Below are 18,511 nucleotides of genomic sequence, written 5' to 3'. Positions count from 1 at the left end.
TTTTTACATTAAATCAACATCAAGCGGCAGGAAAGAGGAGGATATAAAAAAGCCAACCGGGCGGTTGGCTCTTCGAAAGATTTACACTTATTTAGTCGCGTCATCGTGCGCGTGCTCGTCTTCGCGGCAGTCGCCTTCAGCGCAGTGGCCGTAAAGATAGAGGCTGTGATTAGTTAAACGAATACCGTGTTTCGCCGCAATTTCACGCTGGCGCGCTTCAATAGAGTCATCACTAAATTCAATCACTTTTCCGCAGTCAAGGCAGATAAGATGGTCGTGATGATGCTGTTGCGTCAGTTCAAAAACGGATTTACCGCCTTCAAAATTATGGCGGGTCACGATACCGGCATCGTCAAACTGGTTCAGCACACGGTATACGGTTGCCAGACCGATTTCTTCACCCATGTCGATCAGGCGTTTGTATAAATCTTCCGCACTGACGTGATGGTTATCTGGTTCCTGAAGAACTTCCAGAATTTTTAAACGAGGAAGCGTTACTTTCAGGCCAGCCTTCTTTAATGCGGTATTGTTGTCAGTCATGCGGAATCTGTCCTGTTGCTAAACGATTCACTTCATTAGAGAAGTGACAGAAATTGCACTCAAGATAATGCGTATCATTATAGGACTGCCATGCCGAAATGAAAACCGCAAGTCTCTCGCAGATGTTAATAAAACTGTGGTTTTGCCTGCAAATTCTGGCGCCACCTGATTACACCCGGACATTGTACAGGGATGGGTGCGAAAGTTACAAATTTGTAGCAATTATTTTGATTGGTCTTGTCTATTGATGCGGCGCAGATATAACGCTGCGCCGCATAAGATTAGGCGTTGAGGATGTCGTCGAGGTGCAATTCAGCTGAAACTTGCTTAACCCATTTTTCAACACGCTCGGCGGTCAGTTCAGGCTGACGGTCTTCGTCAATCGCCAGGCCGACAAAATGATCGTCGTCAGCCAGACCTTTAGAGGCTTCAAAATGATAGCCTGCGGTTGGCCAGTGACCCACAATCGTGGCGCCGCGCGGCTCAATAATGTCGCGAATCGTGCCCAGCGCATCACAGAAGTATTCCGCGTAGTCTTCCTGATCGCCACAGCCAAACAGCGCCACCAGCTTACCGTTAAAGTCAATCTCTTCGAGAGTCGGGAAGAAGTCATCCCAGTCACATTGCGCTTCGCCATAGTACCAGGTTGGGATGCCCAGCAGCAGAATGTCGTACCCTTCCAGGTCTTCTTTACTGCTTTTTGCAATGTCATGCACATCGGCAACGTCTTTACCAAGCTGTTTTTGAATCATTTTTGCGATATTTTCGGTATTACCGGTGTCGCTGCCGAAAAAGATGCCAGTGATTGCCATGAGTAAAATAACCTCTTGAAACTTATTGAAATGGTGGTGGCGAATTGCCCACGGATAAGGGCAATCATAGCAGAACAGGCAGATATGCGGAAACAGCAATCACGCGGGACTGCACGCTCTGCTACACGAAATATGAAACAAAACTTATTTTCAGACTAAACCCTGGCCGCGCAGCGCCATAAGCTGCTTCATTAATATTTCTTCAATGAGCTCGCTGCGGCTAATGTTGCGCGCTTCGGCCAGCTCATTCAGCGCGTCAACCGCTTGTGCGTTGAGTTTTAATTCGACACGCTTGAGGCCACGAACTTTGTCGCGTTTTAACTGGTTGCGCTTGTTGATGCGTAACTGTTCATCGCGCGAAAGCGGATTCGTTTTAGGTCGTCCCGGGCGACGCTCGTGCGCGAACAGATCTAATGTCGTACGGTCCGTTTGTTCTTTGGCCATGATTTTGGTGACTTCGGGGGAAACAATCAGCCAGGCTTATGCCCGGATGGATAGCGCGCCATCATACATCAGCGAGGAAGCGACGCCAACGCCCGCGCGCGTAATCGCGCACAGGCGATGAGTTTTTAATCAGTTAGCGTTTATCGTGCAGATAACGGCGGATGGCGCGCAGAACCGCCTCTGGTTTTTCAGCATGTACCCAGTGGCCCGCGCCGGCGATCACATGCGCGCGCGCCAGAGGGAATTGCGCCAGCAGCGCGTCGCGGTACGCTTCGGTCACGTACGGCGAGTTACCGCCTGGAATAAACAGCGCCGGATATTCCCAGGGCGGAATGGTTTCCCAGCCGACGATATGCGGATACTGCTCCCATAATACCGGAACATTAAAACGCCATTCGCCTTCAGCCCAGGATTTTAACAGAAACTGGATCACGCCTTCTTCGTTGAGGTGCTGGCGCATAATCCCTGCCGCCTGTTGGCGGGATGTCGCGTCGGATTCGCTGACGGCGTTAATGGCCGCGAAAATGCGATCGTGGCGGCGAACGTGATAATCCACGGGGGCGATATCAATCGCGACCAGACGATCGATGCGATCGGGCGCCAGCGCCGTCAGCGCCATTACCGCTTTTCCGCCCATGGAATGACCAATAAACGTCGCTTTTTCAATCTGCTGCGCGTCAAGCGTATCCAGAAGATCCTGGGCCATTGCCGGATAATCCATGACCGGATCGCGCGGCGATAAACCATGATTGCGCATATCGACCTGAATAATGTCGTGATCGGTCACCAGATCGCGCGCCAGTACGCCGAGGTTGTCCAGGCTGCCAAACAGACCATGAACGAGAACGATGGGGGAATTATTGTGCAGGTTTTGTGCAGATTGCGCTCGGATGTTTAATTTCATGGCAAAGTTCTTTTTTTCGCTCTGTCGGGTTAGGGTATTATGTTGACCATTCTGCCACTGGGCTGCAACCTCTAAGGTTTACTCCGAGTTTTTTTGTCAGCCGGGCTTAACGCTATCCGCTGTTGGGATTTGTTCCTATAATCCCAATGACTTGTATTCAGCAAAGACATCGCACTGGATTAAGATGAAAACGATTGAAGTTGATGATGAACTCTATAGCTATATTGCCAGCCACACCAAGCATATCGGCGAGAGCGCATCCGACATTTTACGGCGTATGTTGAAGTTTTCCGCCACGACACAGCCAACGACTTCAGCGGTGAAGGGGACGCCTGCGGCGCAACCCGTTGCCGAAGCGAAACCGGTCAACCCGGTAAAAGACAAAGTTCGCGCGATGCGTGAGCTGCTGTTGTCTGACGAATATGCCGAGCAGAAAAAAGCGGTCAACCGCTTTATGCTGATTCTGACTACACTCTATTCATTGGATCACCACGCGTTTGCGGAGGCGACGGAGTCGTTGCATGGCCGCACGCGCGTCTATTTTGCGGCGGATGAACAAACGCTGCTGAAAAATGGGAATCAAACTAAACCTAAGCACGTTCCCGGCACGCCGTACTGGGTGATCACCAACACCAACACCGGCCGTAAATGCAGCATGATCGAACACATCATGCAGTCAATGCAATTCCCGGCGGAATTGATTGAAAAGGTTTGCGGAACAATTTAATCCTTGCATTAGAAGGACCAGGCAATGGCAATCCACAACCGCGCAGGACAACCCGCGCAACAGAGTGATTTGATTAACGTCGCCCAACTGACGGCGCAGTATTATGTACTGAAACCGGAGGCAGGGAATGCAGAACATGCCGTGAAATTTGGCACTTCCGGCCATCGCGGTAGCGCAGGTCGTCACAGTTTCAACGAACCGCATATTCTGGCGATCGCCCAGGCGATTGCTGAAGAGCGGGCGAAGAATGGCATTACCGGCCCCTGCTATGTGGGGAAAGACACCCATGCGCTCTCGGAACCGGCCTTCATTTCCGTGCTGGAAGTGCTGGCGGCAAACGGCGTAGACGTTATCGTGCAGGAAAATAATGGCTTCACGCCAACGCCTGCCGTGTCAAATGCTATCCTGGTCCATAACAAAAAAGGCGGCCCGCTGGCTGATGGTATTGTCATTACGCCGTCGCACAACCCGCCGGAAGATGGCGGTATTAAATATAATCCGCCCAATGGCGGCCCGGCGGACACCAACGTCACTAAAGTGGTAGAAGATCGCGCCAATGCGCTGCTGGCGGATGGCCTGCAAGGCGTTAAGCGCATCTCTCTGGATGCGGCAATGGCCTCGGGCCACGTTAAAGCGGTAGATCTGGTGCAGCCATTTGTCGAAGGGCTGGCGGATATCGTTGATATGGCGGCGATTCAGAAAGCCGGTCTGACGCTGGGTGTCGATCCGCTGGGCGGCTCCGGTATTGAATACTGGAAACGTATCGCTGAGCATTACAAGCTTAACCTGACGTTAGTTAACGATCAGGTTGATCAAACCTTCCGCTTTATGCACCTTGATAAAGATGGCGCGATCCGTATGGATTGCTCCTCCGAATGTGCGATGGCGGGTTTGCTGGCGCTGCGTGACAAGTTTGACCTGGCCTTCGCCAACGACCCGGACTACGACCGTCATGGCATCGTGACGCCTGCAGGGCTGATGAACCCGAACCATTATCTGGCGGTCGCCATTAACTATCTGTTCCAGCATCGTCCGCTGTGGGGCAAAGACGTGGCTGTCGGTAAAACGCTGGTCTCTTCCGCGATGATTGACCGCGTGGTGAATGATTTGGGACGCAAGCTGGTAGAAGTGCCGGTTGGCTTCAAATGGTTTGTTGACGGTTTGTTCGACGGCAGCTTTGGTTTCGGCGGGGAAGAGAGCGCGGGCGCTTCGTTCCTGCGTTTCGACGGTACGCCGTGGTCTACCGATAAAGACGGTATCATCATGTGCCTGCTGGCGGCAGAAATCACCGCCGTTACCGGGAAAAACCCGCAAGAGCATTACAATGAACTGGCAGCGCGTTTTGGCGCGCCGAGCTATAACCGTCTGCAGGCGGCAGCGACCTCGGCCCAGAAAGCGGCATTGTCTAAACTGTCTCCGGAAATGGTCAGCGCCAGCACGCTGGCAGGCGACCCGATCACCGCGCGTCTTACCGCAGCGCCGGGTAATGGCGCATCGATTGGCGGCCTGAAGGTAATGACCGATAACGGCTGGTTCGCCGCGCGTCCATCCGGTACGGAAGACGCTTACAAGATCTATTGCGAAAGCTTCCTGGGGGAAGAACATCGCAAGCAGATTGAGAAAGAAGCCGTTGAAATCGTTAGCGAAGTATTGAAAAACGCCTGATGGGCGATATGGAAGAAAAAGGAGCCGTAAGGCTCCTTTTTTATATTAACGGCGCTGCGCTTATCAGGCCTGTAAACCGCCTCCAGGCCGGATAAGGCGCTTGTGCTATCTGACTTATTCGCTCTGAGTCGCCAGATGTCGGCGGCAGGTGAGGGCGTCGCATTCAATACGCACCACGCAAACCGCTTTCATCATATCTTCCCGATAACTGAAGGTTTTTCCCGGATCGGTCTGACGCATAATGACGTCCAGGCCGTAGCGCATCTCCTCGCGTGTTTGCAATATCGATGCCAGTCCGGTGGCGAAAACGCTGGTGTAGGCGTAGCTATAATCACAGGGGTCATCGGCACGTAGTAATGCATGGTCGCCGTCCATTTCAATGCATACTGCCGGGTTCTTACGTAACAGACGCATCTTTTTCCCGGTGCGTGCGCCGTGAAAATAAAATATCCAGCGTCCGTTCTGATACTCGTAGCCAAAATTTACGGGGACAACATACGGACAGAGATTGTCGTTAAACCCTATCCGACACACTTCGTGTTTACTGAGAATAGCCAGTATTTCTGCTATATCAGTGACTTCCCGTTCTGGATTACTCATTTCTATTATCTTATTCAAAGTGTGAAAATGCCCGGACTACCGTTACCGCAGCCCGGGCGCGCCATCAGCCGTGTTTATTTTTCAATTCAAAACGCGGTGAGACCAGGCCGTATAACGTCCAGCCGAGGAAGGTCACAATTGAGCCGTACAGCATGGCTTCTTCACCGGAGGAATAGAGCGCGTAGAAGCTATACATGGCACCAACGAAGGCCACGAAGTTAGCGACTTTCGCTTTTGATGACGGCACATTCGCCATTTTCTGAATGATAACCAACGCGGCCATCGACAGAATATACGGAATAATGTTCGTCACCACCGCCAGGTTAACCAGGACGTTAAACTGACTATTCAGCGACGGGCTAATGGTCATCAGCGACAGGCCAGTCTGAATAATCACAATAATCAACATCCCCTGAACCGGCGCGTCGACTTTCGTTACACGAGAGAAGACTTTCGGGAAATAGCCTTCGTCAGCGGAGGATTTAAAGACCTGGGCGATAGTGAACTGCCAGCCCAGCAGCGAGCCGCAGCAGGACATTACCATCAGCGCCATGATCACTTTACCTACCGCAGGCGTGAACATCTGTGCAAACGCCAGACCAAACGGCGCCGTGGAGTTCGCCAGATCCATGTTCGGCACAATCCCGGCAATCACGTTAGTCGAAACGATATAGATGACCGCCGCGCCCAGCGTACCGCCCAGTACCGCAATGGGGACGTTCTTTTCTGGATTCTCGACCACGTCTGCGTTGGCGCAGGCGGATTCCAGTCCAAGAAATGCCCACAACGTCATGGCGATGGAAGAACCGACCGCGCTAAAGAACGGAACATGGTGCGGGTTCCATGACGCTACGTACATGCTGGGGCTAAACCAGAACCAGCCAATGATGCACAGGCCGACAACCGGAATGATGACGCCCCAGACGGTAACGCTACTGATCTGTCCGGTAATACGCGCGCCGCCAAAGTTTGCGATGGTACAAACCCACAATACGGCGATAGTCGCCAGGCCGATCTGGAGCGGCGTCAGCGCGGCGCCGAACAGCTCGGTGCCATAGCCGACAGCGGAAATGGCGATAGCCACGTTGGCGATCAGCAGCGAGACGCCGTAGGTATAGTTCGCCATAAAGTTGCCGGATTTACCGAAGGCATATTCGGCGTAACCGCCCATGCCGCCGGATTTACGGCTAAACATACCGCATTTCGCAAACGCCCAGGCCAGCGCCATCGAGCCGACGGCGGTGACCAGCCAGGAGATAATGGATATCGTGCCGACTTCAGACAGTTTGGTCGGTAGCATGATGATCCCGGAGCCCATCATGTTGACCATAGTCAGAATTGTGAGCTGCACGACACCCATTTTATTGGATTTAGGTTTACTCATAATTTTTCCTCCTTCAGCAGGGAGCGCTGCGCGTCACGAGGTTTAATGACGTAGCACCAGACCTGCTTACGGCCGTCGTGTTCTTCGATATAAACGCCCTGCAGTTCAGGCGCAAAGCCCGGCAGCAGGTTGATCCCTTCTTCCAGGGCGCTGAAGTAACGCAGGACAGAACCGCCCCAGATTTCACCCGGAACTACACACAGCACTCCCGGCGGGTAAGGCAGAGCGCCTTCAGCCGCGATACGACCTTCCGCTTCCGGCAGGCGAACCAGTTCGACCTCGCCGCGCAGATAGGCATAGTTGGCCTCTTGCGGATTCATACTGACTTTCGGGAAATGCGATTTACGGAACATCTCTTTTTGCAGTTGTTTCACGTTGTGCCGCGCATAGAGATCGTGCATCTCCTGGCAAAGCTGACGCAGGGTATAGCCGGCATAACGCGCTTCATGCTGTTTGTAGATGGACGGTAATACTTCCGCTAACGGCGCATCAGCTTCCAGCAGTTTTTCGAAACGAGCCAGCAGGGCGACAAGCTGTTGTAACTTCGCCATGTCTTCTGCCGGCGTCAGCAGGAACAGAATGGAGTTGAGGTCGCATTTTTCCGGCACAACGCCGTTCTCGCGCAGGAAGTTGGCGAGGATCGTGGCAGGAACGCCAAAGTCTTCATATTCGCCGCTCGCTGCATTAATGCCCGGTGTGGTGAGCAGCAGTTTGCAAGGGTCGACAAAGTACTGATGTTCGGCATAGCCTTCAAACGCATGCCAGTGTTCTCCCGGAACGAAGTGGAAGAAGCGCAGATCGCTGGCGATCTCTGATGTCGGGTATGACTGCCACGGCTTACCATCAATCAGTTCCGGTACGAACGGACGGATGTGATGACAGTTTTCGAGGATCAATTTACGGGCATCGATGCCGTTAACCACGCAATCCATCCACATATTGCGACCGCTGACGCCTTCGTGCATTTTGGCGTTAACGTCCAGCGCGGCGAACAGCGGATAGAACGGGCTGGTGGAGGCGTGCATCATAAAGGCGTTGTTCATGCGCTTATGCGGAACGTAGCGCGATTGCCCTTTGATATGGCTATCTTTTTTATGGATCTGCGAGGTCTGGGAGAAACCGGCTTGTTGTTTATGAACGGACTGCGTCACCAGAATACCCGGATCGTTTTCGTTCAGTTCCAGCAGCAGCGGCGAACAATCGGCCATCATCGGAATAAATTGTTCATAGCCGACCCAGGCGGAGTCAAACAGGATGTAGTCGCACAGATGACCAATTTTATCGACGACCTGACGGGCGTTATAGATAGTACCGTCATAGGTGCCTAACTGGATGACGGCCAGACGGAATGGACGTGCTTCGCGGGCACGCTGCGGCGCGACTTCGCTAATCAGCTCGCGCAGGTAATCTTCTTCGAAGCAGTGAGCGTCGATCCCGCCGATAAAACCATACGGGTTACGCGCGGTTTCCAGGTAAACTGGCGTTGCGCCCGCCTGCAATAATGCGCCGTGGTGGTTAGATTTGTGGTTGTTACGGTCAAACAGTACCAGATCGCCCGGCGTTAACAGCGCGTTGAGTACGACTTTGTTAGAGGAGGAGGTCCCGTTCAGCACAAAGTAGGTCTTATCGGCGTTAAAGACTTTCGCCGCATGTTGCTGCGCAATGCAAGGCGCGCCTTCGTGAATCAGCAGATCGCCCATCGCCACGTCCGCGTTGCATAGGTCGGAGCGGAAGAGCGTTTCGCCAAAGTATTCCACGAACTGATTACCGGCAGGATGACGGCGGAAGAATTCGCCGCCCTGATGCCCCGGGCAGTCAAATGCGCTGTTGCCCTGGTTGACATAATCCACCAGCGCGCGGAAAAACGGTGGACGTAACTGCGTTTCGTAGTGGCTTGCTGCGGTTTCCAACTGACGACCATAGAAGGCAGTACGGGATTCATTATATTCGAATACACCAGAGATACGCGGCAAATACTCAGGCGGTACGCGCCCTTCGTCATGAGTCGCGACAAACACGGGAATACCGTAACCCGTTGCGTCGATTTCATCGAGTTTTCCGTGTTCAATGTCGTCGATGGATAACACGATGGCAGCCACGTCGATGAAACGACTCTCATCAACATTTACAATATTACGGTGTGTAGAAAAACAATCCGGGCAATGACGGCTAACGGCAATTTTTAATTCTGACATTTTTTCATCTCTTTATTTCAGGTAATAGCAGGCCCTCAATTTCTCGCATGAGAAACTGATTCTTCCGGAAAAAATCAAAGCTATCCCGCTGATAAAAAAATCAGTAAATTAGCTTTATTTTAGATGTAATAAATCCCAACCCGTCCGGTTGCAGGAAATTCAGGATTTAAGGAGTTGAGTACTACGATATACAGGCAGAAACCGTGATAACTAAAATTGCGCTGAGTCGGAATTTCTTCTATCAAACCAGATGGTTAGCTGGCTTGGTGTAAAGGAATTACCGTACTGTCGCTTTTAACAATTCGAGTTATTTAGGCAATAGACCTGAATGACATAAGGGTCGGAAAGACCTGTATGCTGAAGTACCCGTAGCAGAAAAACTACCGGGCATTAAAGAAATGAAAATCGAAACTATTACGGTGGGCAAACATCATAATATGCGTTGTCCGCCTTATATGGGGCATAAAACGATTATTATTTTCCATTTTGAGGTCCTTTCATTGATTTATTGAAAGCATGGATATTTTATCCAGGGAGCGCCAGCGATCTGTGAACCAGATCAACAAAAAACGATCATTTGAAAAATAATTAGTCGGCGATTATGCATATCGTGCTGTGAAATAACGGATTGTTTCTTAAATGTTAATTATATGTTTTTTATATCCTTCATAAAATATAATATCGCCGCGAAAATAATTATTCGCGACGCCGAAAATAAATGACATAAAAATTAGAAGTTATTTAAAAATAATGAATGGCTATTCACGGCATAAAGCGATAGCCAATTCCGGTTTCGGTAATAAAATGGCGTGGGCGGGTGGGATCTTGTTCCAGTTTCTGGCGTAAATGTCCCATATAGATGCGCAAATAGTGGCTATGCTCCACGGCGTTAGGGCCCCAGACCTGGTTTAATAACTGCCGTTGGGTTAATACCTTGCCGGCATTATTGAGTAATACCGCCAGCAGGCGGAACTCAATCGGCGTCAGATGGATTTCTTCGTCGCCACGGTGGATCAACCGTGCGGCGAGATCGACCGTCACGCCGGAAAAGCGGACGATCGGATCGGCGCAAGGGCTGGCGGCGTGCCGTCGCAGCGCGACACGCAAACGCGCCTGCAACTCGCCAATGCCGAATGGCTTGCTCAGGTAATCATCAGCTCCGGCGTCAAGCGCGGCAATCTTATCGCTTTCTTCGCTGCGGGCGGAAAGGACAATCACCGGTATTGCGCTCCACTGACGCAGGTCGCGAATAAAATCGATTCCGTCGCCATCCGGCAGGCCGAGATCGAGAATAATCAGATCGGGCTTTCGCGTGGCGGCTTCCAGTAAACCACGTTGTAATGTTTCAGCTTCATACACGCGCAGGCCGTCGCCTTCCAGCGCGGCGCGCAGAAAGCGGCGGATGGCCTGTTCATCTTCAACAATCAGAACGTTTGTCACATATCCTCATGAAAATCATCAAGTTCAGGTGGCTTTCCTTGCGGCAGCGTCACACGGAAACAGGCGCCGCCCTGCGGTCGATTATAGGCGGTAAGCGTGCCGCCGTGTACCTCTACGATAGCATGGCAAATCGCCAGCCCCAGCCCCACGCCGGGGACGGAGGACTCTTTGTTGCCGCGGGCGAACTTATCGAAAATCTTCTGTTCTTGCCCCGCAGGAATACCCGGCCCGTTATCCCAGACATCCAGTTGTAAACGATCGTCCTTAACCGCAGCATCAATGCCGATACTGGCCTGCGGCCCGGCGTACTTAACGGCGTTTTCCAGCAAGTTGATCAGGACACGCTCAAATAAGGGGCCATCGACATGGATAAGCGTTAACTGTTGCGGCAGCGACAATGTAATCGGATGCAATAAACCCGGCTCTAACATCTGTAACGCGCTACCGACGACCTCTTCCAGCGTCAGCCACTCTTTTTTAAGATTAAACCCGCCGGACTGAATACGCGCCATATCCAGCAAATTATTCACCAGCCGGGTGGTGTTGAGAATATGCTGGCGGATTTCACTGGCCTGACGCGCGTGGGGCGATCCTGCGCTGGCTAAATCCAGCGTCAAAATTTCCGCCTGGCCGAACAATACCGTCAGCGGCGTGCGTAAATCATGCGATAGCGCCGCCAGCAGAGCGTTGCGAATACTTTCGCGCTCGCTGGCGAGACGCGCCTGTTCTTCGCTGGCGGTTAGCGTCAGTCGTTCCAGCGCGTTGGCGACAAGCAGAGTAAATGTTTCCAGCAGGCGTTGCTGCTCCGGCACCATTAACTGACGCAAATTACCCGGTTCGACGATAGCCAGACCGTACGTTTTATCGGCGCTTTTCAGCGGCAGGATTTGATAAGGCACGCCAGGGAGGGTATCGGTGCCTGCGCCGGCAGGCTGGCCTTTATCAAAACTCCAGCGCGCAATTGCGTCGTCCCACGGCGTCATGCCTTGCTGGTGGGTGAGAGGCAGCAACTTACCGTTAGCATCAGGTAATAAAATTTGGCTGCGCGCCTGAAATGTCGAGGCGATAAACCGCTCGCTGGTCGCGGCGATATCATGTTCGCTACGCCCGACGGCCAGCGCTTTAGACATTTCATATAAATGGCGGGTACGCTGTTCCCGATAACGGGCGACGCGCGCCTGATAGCGCACCCCGGCAGTAAGATTGCCAATCACCAGACCAACCGTCAGCATCACAGCAAAGGTCAGCAAATACTGCACGTCCGAAACGGCGAGCGTACCGCGTGGCGCGATAAAAAAGAGATCGAAACTCGCCACGTTAATCACCGTCGCCACCACCGACGGCCAGCGTCCGTAAAGCAGCGCAATCACCACTACGCCCAGCAAATAGAGCATCACCAGATTGGCGGCGTCGAAGGTGACAAGCCACTGCATAGCGATAAGCGTGGTGATGGCGCAAAGCGCCACGGCGACCAGACAGCCCTGAATCTGCCCACGCCATTTCTCTTTAAAAGGTCGGTTATCAGGCGTTTGCGCCAACGCGCGGGCAGGCGGTTCTTCCAGCGCGACGATCACCTGATCGAGATCCGGCGCGCGCCTGGCAAGACGGTCGGCGAAAGCGTCACGTCGCCACCAGCGTCGCGACGCCGGGCGGCCCATGACGATTTTCCCCAGATTATGCTCGCGGGCATAGCGCACGACCGCTTTCTCTTCGGCGGGATCGGACAGGGTGGCGGTTTCCGCGCCAAGCTCCTGCGCCAGGCGCAGCGCGCTTAAAATGGCCCGTCGTTGCTTTTCCGGTAAGCGGTGTAACGTTGGCGTTTCGACATAGACGGCGTGCCAGACGCTGCCGAGCCGGGAGGCCAGACGCGCCGCGGTACGCACCAGTTTTTCGCTGCCGGTGTTATGCCCGATACACAGTAAAATCGCATCGCGGGTATGCCATACTTTTTCTTCGCCCGGATGCGCGCGCCAGGCGCGCATCTGATCGTCCACGCGATCGGCTGTCCGGCGTAGCGCCAGCTCGCGGAGGGCGATCAGATTGCCCTTGCGGAAAAAATGTTCAATAGCGCGTTCCGCCTGACCGGCGATATACACTTTACCTTCGTTGAGCCGTTGGCGCAGATCGTCGGGCGGCAGATCGACCAGTACGACTTCATCGGCGGCATCAAAAAAGGGATCGGGGACGGTTTCGCGCACCTGAATCCCCGTGACGCCGCTCACCACATCGTTCAGACTTTCCAGATGTTGTACGTTCACGGTGGTGAAAACGTCGATTCCCGCTTCCAGCAGCTCTTCAATATCCTGCCAGCGCTTAGGATGGCGTGAGCCAGGCGCGTTACTGTGCGCCAGCTCATCCATTAAAATCAGCGCCGGACGCCGGGCGAGGGCGGCATCCAGGTCAAATTCGCGAATTTGCCGCCCCCGGTGCGAGTGACGTTTTGGCGGCAGAATGGTCAGCCCGTCAAGTAGTGCGGCGGTCTCTTCACGGCCGTGCGTCTCTACAACGCCGATCACCACATCCAGCCCCTGCGCTCGCAGCCGCTGCGCTTGCGCCAGCATCGCCCAGGTTTTTCCGACGCCTGCGCAGGCGCCGAAGAAAATTTTCAACTTCCCCCGGTGGGGCGGGGGCGTTTGTTCCAACAAGCGATCCGGATCAGGACGCAAGGGTTCGTCGTTCATTTCGCTCTGTGTCCCTGTAGCGCATCCAGCGCCAGATTAAGCTCAACAATATTCACCACCGGTTGCCCAAGAAAGCGCGCCAGCGGCCTGTGCGTATATTCTGCAACCAGTTGCGCGACCTGTTCAACGGGAAGCTGGCGAGCCGCCGCCACGCGGGGGATTTGCCATGCTGCGGCGCCGGGCGTTAGATTATTATCCAGCCCGCTTGCCGACGCCGTCGCCAGCTCAACCGGAACCGCGGAGCTCGCCTGGGGGTTAGCGGCGCGTAGCGTGGCGACGCGGGCCTGAATTTGCGCATCCAGTTCGGGATTGCTGGCGGCCAGGTTGCTTCCGCCCGACGCCAGTGGATTATAAGGCGTATCGGCGGTGGCGGAGGGCCGGCCATGAAAATAGCCTGCGGCGGTAAACGATTGTCCGATAAGCGCTGAGCCGCGTATCACATTGTCTTTATGAATCAGCGAGCCATTAGCCTGCCAGGGAAACCACCACTGCCCCAGCGCCGTGGTCAGAAGCGGATACACGCCGCCGGTCAATAACAGCAGAAATAACATTGTCGAAAAAGCAGGACGTAAACCGATCATCATACACCTCACGCCAGACCCAGCAGGGTCAGCAGCACATCAATCACTTTGATACCAATAAACGGCACCACCAGACCACCCAGACCATAGATCCATAAATTACGGCGCAGCATGGCCGATGCGGAAAGCGGCTTATAACTCACGCCTTTTAATGCCAGCGGGATCAGAAAAATAATAATCAGGGCGTTAAAGATCACCGCGCTCAGAATGGCGGAGTTCGGCGAATGCAGCCCCATCACGTTGAGCGCGTTTAGCTGCGGATAGGTAGCGGCAAACGCGGCGGGAATAATGGCGAAATATTTCGCTACATCATTCGCGATACTGAAGGTGGTGAGCGAGCCGCGCGTCATCAGCATCTGCTTACCGATATGCACCACTTCAATCAACTTGGTCGGGTTAGAGTCCAGATCCACCATATTACCGGCTTCTTTTGCCGCCTGGGTGCCGGAGTTCATCGCCACCGCGACGTCAGCCTGCGCCAGCGCCGGGGCATCGTTAGTGCCGTCGCCGGTCATGGCGACCAGCCGTCCTTCCGCCTGATATTGACGGATCAGCGCCAGCTTGGCTTCCGGCGTGGCTTCGGCAAGAAAATCGTCCACACCGGCTTCGGCGGCAATCGCTGCCGCCGTCAGGCGGTTATCGCCAGTGATCATCACCGTTTTAATGCCCATCTTTCGTAGCTGGGCGAAACGTTCTTTAATGCCGCCTTTAACGATATCCTTGAGGGCGATAACACCCAGTACGCGCGCGCCTTCCACGACCACCAGCGGCGTCGCGCCCAGACGCGCCACGTTCTCGACGTTTTGCTCGACATCGGCGGGAAAATGGCCGCCATTGCTCTCGACATGACGCCGAATCGCGTCCACCGAGCCTTTACGGATCATCCGGTTATCGATATTAATCCCGCTCATGCGGCTTTGCGCGGTAAACGGAACAAAGGTGGCATGAAGCGACTGCACATCGCGTTCACGCAGGTTAAAGCGCTGTTTGGCGAGGATCACAATGCTGCGGCCTTCCGGCGTTTCGTCGGCCAGCGAAGCGAGCTGCGCGGCGTCAGCCAGCGTGCGTTCGTCCACCCCTCGGGCGGGTATAAAATCGGACGCCTGGCGGTTGCCGAGCGTGATAGTGCCGGTTTTATCCAGCAGTAACACGTCGACATCGCCCGCGGCTTCTACGGCGCGGCCGCTGGTGGCGATGACGTTCGCGCCCAACATTCGGCTCATTCCGGCTACGCCAATGGCGGAGAGTAGCCCGCCGATGGTAGTGGGGATCAGGCACACCAGCAACGCCACCAACACGGTGACGCTGACCGCGTTACCGCCCCAGGCGGAGAAGGGCCACAGAGTGGCGGTCGCCAGTAAAAAGACAATGGTCAGGGCAATGAGCAAAATCGTCAGGGCAATCTCGTTAGGCGTTTTCCGCCGCTGCGCGCCTTCCACCATCGCGATCATCCGGTCAAGAAAGGTTTCGCCAGGATTGACGCTACAGGCAATCACCAGCCAGTCGGAAAGAATTCGCGTGCCGCCGGTGACAGAGGCGAAATCGCCGCCGGACTCACGGATCACGGGCGCGGATTCGCCGGTAATCGCACTTTCATCCACCGAGGCGCCGCCTTCGATGACCTCGCCGTCGCAGGGAATAATATCGCCCGCTTTGACCAGGACAATGTCGCCTTTCCGCAGTTCAGCGGCGGGCACGTTATCGGCCTGCGCATCATGGCGCGGGGCGCGCAGACGGCGAGCGAACGCGGTCTTTTTCACCCCTTTCAGACTGTTTGCCTGGGCTTTGCTGCGGCCTTCCGCCAGCGCTTCGGCAAAATTGGCGAACAGTACGGTGAACCATAACCACAGACTGATCACCCCTGTAAACAAGGCGCTTCCCGCTATTTGTCCTGTTACCATAGCGAGCGTTAACAGAGTGGTTAGCACGCTGCCGGCCCAGACCACAAACATCACCGGGTTACGCCACTGGGCGCGTGGGCTTAATTTTTTTACGGCATCCGTTAGCGCCTGTACGAGTAAAACAGGTTCAAACAGCGCCAGTTGCTTGCGACTCATATCAATGTACTCCGCATCGCTCAAGGTAAAGAGAAATGTTCCGCTACCGGGCCAAGCGCCAGGGCAGGAATAAATGTCAGCGCGCCGACCAGCAGTACCGTGCCGATAAGCAGTCCAATAAATAGCGCGCCGTGGGTCGCCAGCGTTCCCTGACTGGCCGGCTGTACTTTTTTACTGACCAGCGATCCGGCGATGGCCATGACAGGAATAATCACGCCGAAACGTCCGACGAACATGCAGAACGCCAGCAAACAGTTCCAGAAAGGCGAGTTAGCGCTCAGACCTGCAAAGGCGCTACCGTTGTTGTTGGCGGCAGAGGAGACGGCATATAGCACTTCGCTAAAACCGTGCGGGCCAGGGTTTAGCATTGCGCTGCGTCCGGCATCCGTCATCATCGCCAGCGCCGAACCCAACAAGACCAGCATCGGCGTGACCAGGATCGCCAGCGCGGTCATTTTCATTTCGCGCACGTCGATTTTTTTCCCCAGATACTCCGGCGTGCGACCGATCATCAGTCCCGCGATGAACACCGCCAGCAGGACAAACAGCAACATGCCGTACAGGCCTGAACCGACGCCGCCAAAGACCACTTCGCCAATTTGCATCAGCCACATCGGCACCATACCGCCCAGAGCGGTAAACGAGTCGTGCATGGCATTTACCGCCCCGCAGGACGCCGCGGTCGTGACGACGGCAAACAGGCTGCTGGCCAGCACGCCAAAGCGTGTTTCTTTACCCTCCATGTTGACGCTACTGTCCGCGCCTGCCGCCAACAGATGTGGATTTCCCTGAACTTCCGCCCACATCACTACCGCTACGCAGACCACAAAAATGAATGACATTGCCCACAGTAGCGCGCGTCCCTGACGGCGATCGCCCGCCGCTTCGCCAAAGGCGAAACAGAGCGCGGCTGGAATCAAAAATATCGCCAGCATCTGCGCCAGATTAGTGAGCGCGGTGGGGTTTTCGAACGGATGCGAAGAGTTGGCGTTAAAGAAACCGCCGCCGTTGGTGCCAAGCATTTTGATCGCCTCCTGCGAAGCAACCGGACCCATCGGCAAGAGTTGTTTAGCGCCTTCAAGAGTGGTGATGGGCTGATAAGCCGACAGGTTTTGCGGTACGCCTTGTTGGATAAAAAACAGCGCGATAATTAACGCGACAGGAAATAATATCCATAGCGTAATGCGTACCAGATCTTGCCAGGCATTACCCAGCGTGTGCACATTCTGGCGCGTAAAGGCGCGGATAAGTGCAAAAACCACCGCAATCCCGGTCGCCGCCGACAGGAAATTTTGCACCGTCAGCCCCGCCATCTGGCTAAAGTAGCTCAGCGTGCTTTCGCCGCTGTAGGCTTGCCAGTTGGTATTGGTGACAAAGCTGACGGCGGTATTCAGCGCCAGATCCCAGGACAGACCCGGTAGCCGCTGCGGATTTAAGGGCAGCCACTCCTGCCAGAACAGCAGGCAAAACAGGATGCCTAGTCCCAGCAGATTGAGCGTCAGTAGCGCCAGTAAATACTGACGCCAGTTCATTTCGTGGTCGGTAATGCCAAGAGTCCGCCAGAGGATACGCTCAATGCCAGCCACGCCCGGCAACGGAACGGCGGCGATGAGCCTTGCCAGGCCCGAACCCAACGGTTTCGCCAGTACTAATAAAATCAGTAAAAAACTGGCGATCAGTAAAAATCCTTGCGCGGCCATCAGAACGCCTCCGCATTAATCAGGGCATAGACCAGATAACCTAAAAGTAAGAAAACCAGCACGATGCCGGTTATCACGCCTGCACTCACAGAGCACCTCCAGTGGCATTGTTTTACTCCTGAGAAAGGTAATTTTTTGGCTGCAAAGATTTCGCAAAAATTGGCGGGCGGAGTGTAAAAAAAGTATAAAAATGGCAAAGACCATTATTTAACTAATGATTAGTATTAATTTAACCTTTTTGTAACTAATTTACGCTTTGAATGTAAATCTGCTGGAAAAGCGTGAAAATAAGTGGTCGGATGAGTAGTAAAATTACACCGAAAGCGGTACTATTTTAATCAGGTAACGAGGTTCAATTTTTCGGTGCTATTCACCGATTCAATCTATACCGGGGCGGGTAGCGTCGGTATAAAGGGGGGAAACGTATGGAACACTATAAAGACTATCCGGCGCATGTCATTTTTGTCCGTCGTGCTTTCGCGGTGATCGCAGGCGTGTTGGCGCTGCCGGTGATGCTCTTCTGGAAAGACCGCGCGCGTTTTTATAGTTATCTGCACCGTGTCTGGTCGAAAACCAGTGATAAACCGGTATGGATGGCGCAGGCTGAAAAAGCCACCTGCGACTTTTATTAATCGCGACCAGCCTGAAAAACCGTCAGCCGCCACGCTGGCGGTTTTTGTCTATGAGCAATCCGGCGATCTCAGACTCAAATACCGCAGCAGAGATTTGATATGGTGGGAAAAGACAGTGTAAATTTCAGGACCAATGCTTTGCGTTACTA

Annotated in this window: 17 protein-coding genes and 1 pseudogene; 3 read left to right on the top strand and 15 right to left on the bottom strand. The window is 54.0% G+C overall.

The features are described from left to right. Positions 1-87: 87 nt before the first annotated feature. From fur to ybfF, 5 genes and pseudogenes are all read right to left on the bottom strand, one after another. The gene (fur, locus tag ACLJRH_RS04430) at positions 88-540 is read right to left on the bottom strand and encodes a ferric iron uptake transcriptional regulator (protein WP_000131699.1); all 453 of its coding nucleotides are present in this window, start codon (positions 538-540) and stop codon (positions 88-90) included. Continuing rightward, positions 533-618 (bottom strand): annotated as a pseudogene (locus tag ACLJRH_RS04425) (ryhB-regulated fur leader peptide). Before ACLJRH_RS04425 ends, fur begins: the two are co-directional and overlap by 8 nt. Positions 619-821: 203 nt before the next feature. Next, on the bottom strand, positions 822-1,352 hold the full coding sequence (fldA, locus tag ACLJRH_RS04420; protein ID WP_001018621.1) for a flavodoxin FldA: 531 nt from the start codon (positions 1,350-1,352) through the stop codon (positions 822-824). 150 nt (positions 1,353-1,502) lie between these two features. Beyond that, a complete protein-coding gene (ybfE, locus tag ACLJRH_RS04415) occupies positions 1,503-1,796 on the bottom strand; it encodes a LexA regulated protein (protein ID WP_001040939.1) in 294 nt (97 codons plus the stop codon). A 133-nt stretch (positions 1,797-1,929) separates the two neighbouring features. Then, positions 1,930-2,700 carry an esterase gene (gene ybfF / locus ACLJRH_RS04410; protein WP_000773249.1) on the bottom strand — a complete coding sequence of 257 codons (771 nt, stop codon included), beginning with the start codon at positions 2,698-2,700 and terminating at the stop codon, positions 1,930-1,932. 184 nt (positions 2,701-2,884) lie between these two features. On the opposite strand from ybfF, the gene seqA reads away from it, so the two are divergent. Further along, positions 2,885-3,427 (top strand): replication initiation negative regulator SeqA, encoded by a 543-nt coding sequence (gene seqA / locus ACLJRH_RS04405; protein ID WP_023137387.1) that lies wholly within the window; start codon positions 2,885-2,887, stop codon positions 3,425-3,427. Between the two features lie 24 nt (positions 3,428-3,451). Beyond that, a complete protein-coding gene (pgm, locus tag ACLJRH_RS04400) occupies positions 3,452-5,092 on the top strand; it encodes a phosphoglucomutase (alpha-D-glucose-1,6-bisphosphate-dependent) (protein ID WP_000974372.1) in 1,641 nt (546 codons plus the stop codon). Between the two features lie 114 nt (positions 5,093-5,206). On the opposite strand, the gene ACLJRH_RS04395 is transcribed toward pgm, so the two are convergent. The 10 genes from ACLJRH_RS04395 to kdpF form a co-directional block, all read right to left on the bottom strand. Next, positions 5,207-5,692, bottom strand: a complete 486-nt coding sequence (locus ACLJRH_RS04395; protein ID WP_000070056.1) for a pyridoxamine 5'-phosphate oxidase family protein — start codon at positions 5,690-5,692, stop codon at positions 5,207-5,209. Positions 5,693-5,756: 64 nt separating this feature from the next. Further along, the gene (potE, locus tag ACLJRH_RS04390) at positions 5,757-7,076 is read right to left on the bottom strand and encodes a putrescine-ornithine antiporter (RefSeq protein ID WP_000042658.1); all 1,320 of its coding nucleotides are present in this window, start codon (positions 7,074-7,076) and stop codon (positions 5,757-5,759) included. Beyond that, a complete protein-coding gene (gene speF, locus ACLJRH_RS04385; RefSeq protein ID WP_001292402.1) occupies positions 7,073-9,271 on the bottom strand; it encodes an ornithine decarboxylase SpeF in 2,199 nt (732 codons plus the stop codon). The genes potE and speF overlap by 4 nt, the downstream gene beginning before the upstream one ends. A 380-nt stretch (positions 9,272-9,651) precedes the next feature. Continuing rightward, entirely contained in the window at positions 9,652-9,756 is a 105-nt protein-coding gene (gene speFL / locus ACLJRH_RS04380) for a leader peptide SpeFL (RefSeq protein WP_015632840.1), read from the bottom strand. Between the two features lie 277 nt (positions 9,757-10,033). Then, positions 10,034-10,711 carry a two-component system response regulator KdpE gene (kdpE, locus tag ACLJRH_RS04375; RefSeq protein ID WP_000186053.1) on the bottom strand — a complete coding sequence of 226 codons (678 nt, stop codon included), beginning with the start codon at positions 10,709-10,711 and terminating at the stop codon, positions 10,034-10,036. After that, on the bottom strand, positions 10,708-13,392 hold the full coding sequence (kdpD, locus tag ACLJRH_RS04370; RefSeq protein WP_023136719.1) for a two-component system sensor histidine kinase KdpD: 2,685 nt from the start codon (positions 13,390-13,392) through the stop codon (positions 10,708-10,710). The genes kdpE and kdpD overlap by 4 nt, the downstream gene beginning before the upstream one ends. After that, entirely contained in the window at positions 13,389-13,973 is a 585-nt protein-coding gene (gene kdpC / locus ACLJRH_RS04365) for a potassium-transporting ATPase subunit KdpC (protein WP_023136718.1), read from the bottom strand. The genes kdpD and kdpC overlap by 4 nt, the downstream gene beginning before the upstream one ends. Before the next feature lie 8 nt (positions 13,974-13,981). After that, positions 13,982-16,030 (bottom strand): potassium-transporting ATPase subunit KdpB, encoded by a 2,049-nt coding sequence (gene kdpB / locus ACLJRH_RS04360; RefSeq protein ID WP_000088034.1) that lies wholly within the window; start codon positions 16,028-16,030, stop codon positions 13,982-13,984. A 20-nt stretch (positions 16,031-16,050) separates the two neighbouring features. Continuing rightward, the gene (gene kdpA / locus ACLJRH_RS04355) at positions 16,051-17,730 is read right to left on the bottom strand and encodes a potassium-transporting ATPase subunit KdpA (RefSeq protein WP_000730068.1); all 1,680 of its coding nucleotides are present in this window, start codon (positions 17,728-17,730) and stop codon (positions 16,051-16,053) included. Beyond that, positions 17,730-17,819 carry a K(+)-transporting ATPase subunit F gene (gene kdpF, locus ACLJRH_RS04350; protein ID WP_001670793.1) on the bottom strand — a complete coding sequence of 30 codons (90 nt, stop codon included), beginning with the start codon at positions 17,817-17,819 and terminating at the stop codon, positions 17,730-17,732. The genes kdpA and kdpF overlap by 1 nt, the downstream gene beginning before the upstream one ends. Positions 17,820-18,155: 336 nt before the next feature. On the opposite strand from kdpF, the gene ACLJRH_RS04345 reads away from it, so the two are divergent. Continuing rightward, positions 18,156-18,362: a YbfA family protein gene (locus tag ACLJRH_RS04345; protein ID WP_000401437.1), complete on the top strand. Its 207-nt coding sequence runs from the start codon at positions 18,156-18,158 to the stop codon at positions 18,360-18,362. The last annotated feature ends 149 nt before the right edge of the window (positions 18,363-18,511 follow it).

The organism is Salmonella sp. SAL04162 (assembly GCF_046551535.1).
Taxonomy (GTDB): Bacteria; Pseudomonadota; Gammaproteobacteria; order Enterobacterales; family Enterobacteriaceae; genus Salmonella; species Salmonella enterica.
Note: the sequence above shows the minus strand (reverse complement) of the source record. Positions and strands in the feature narration are given on the sequence as shown.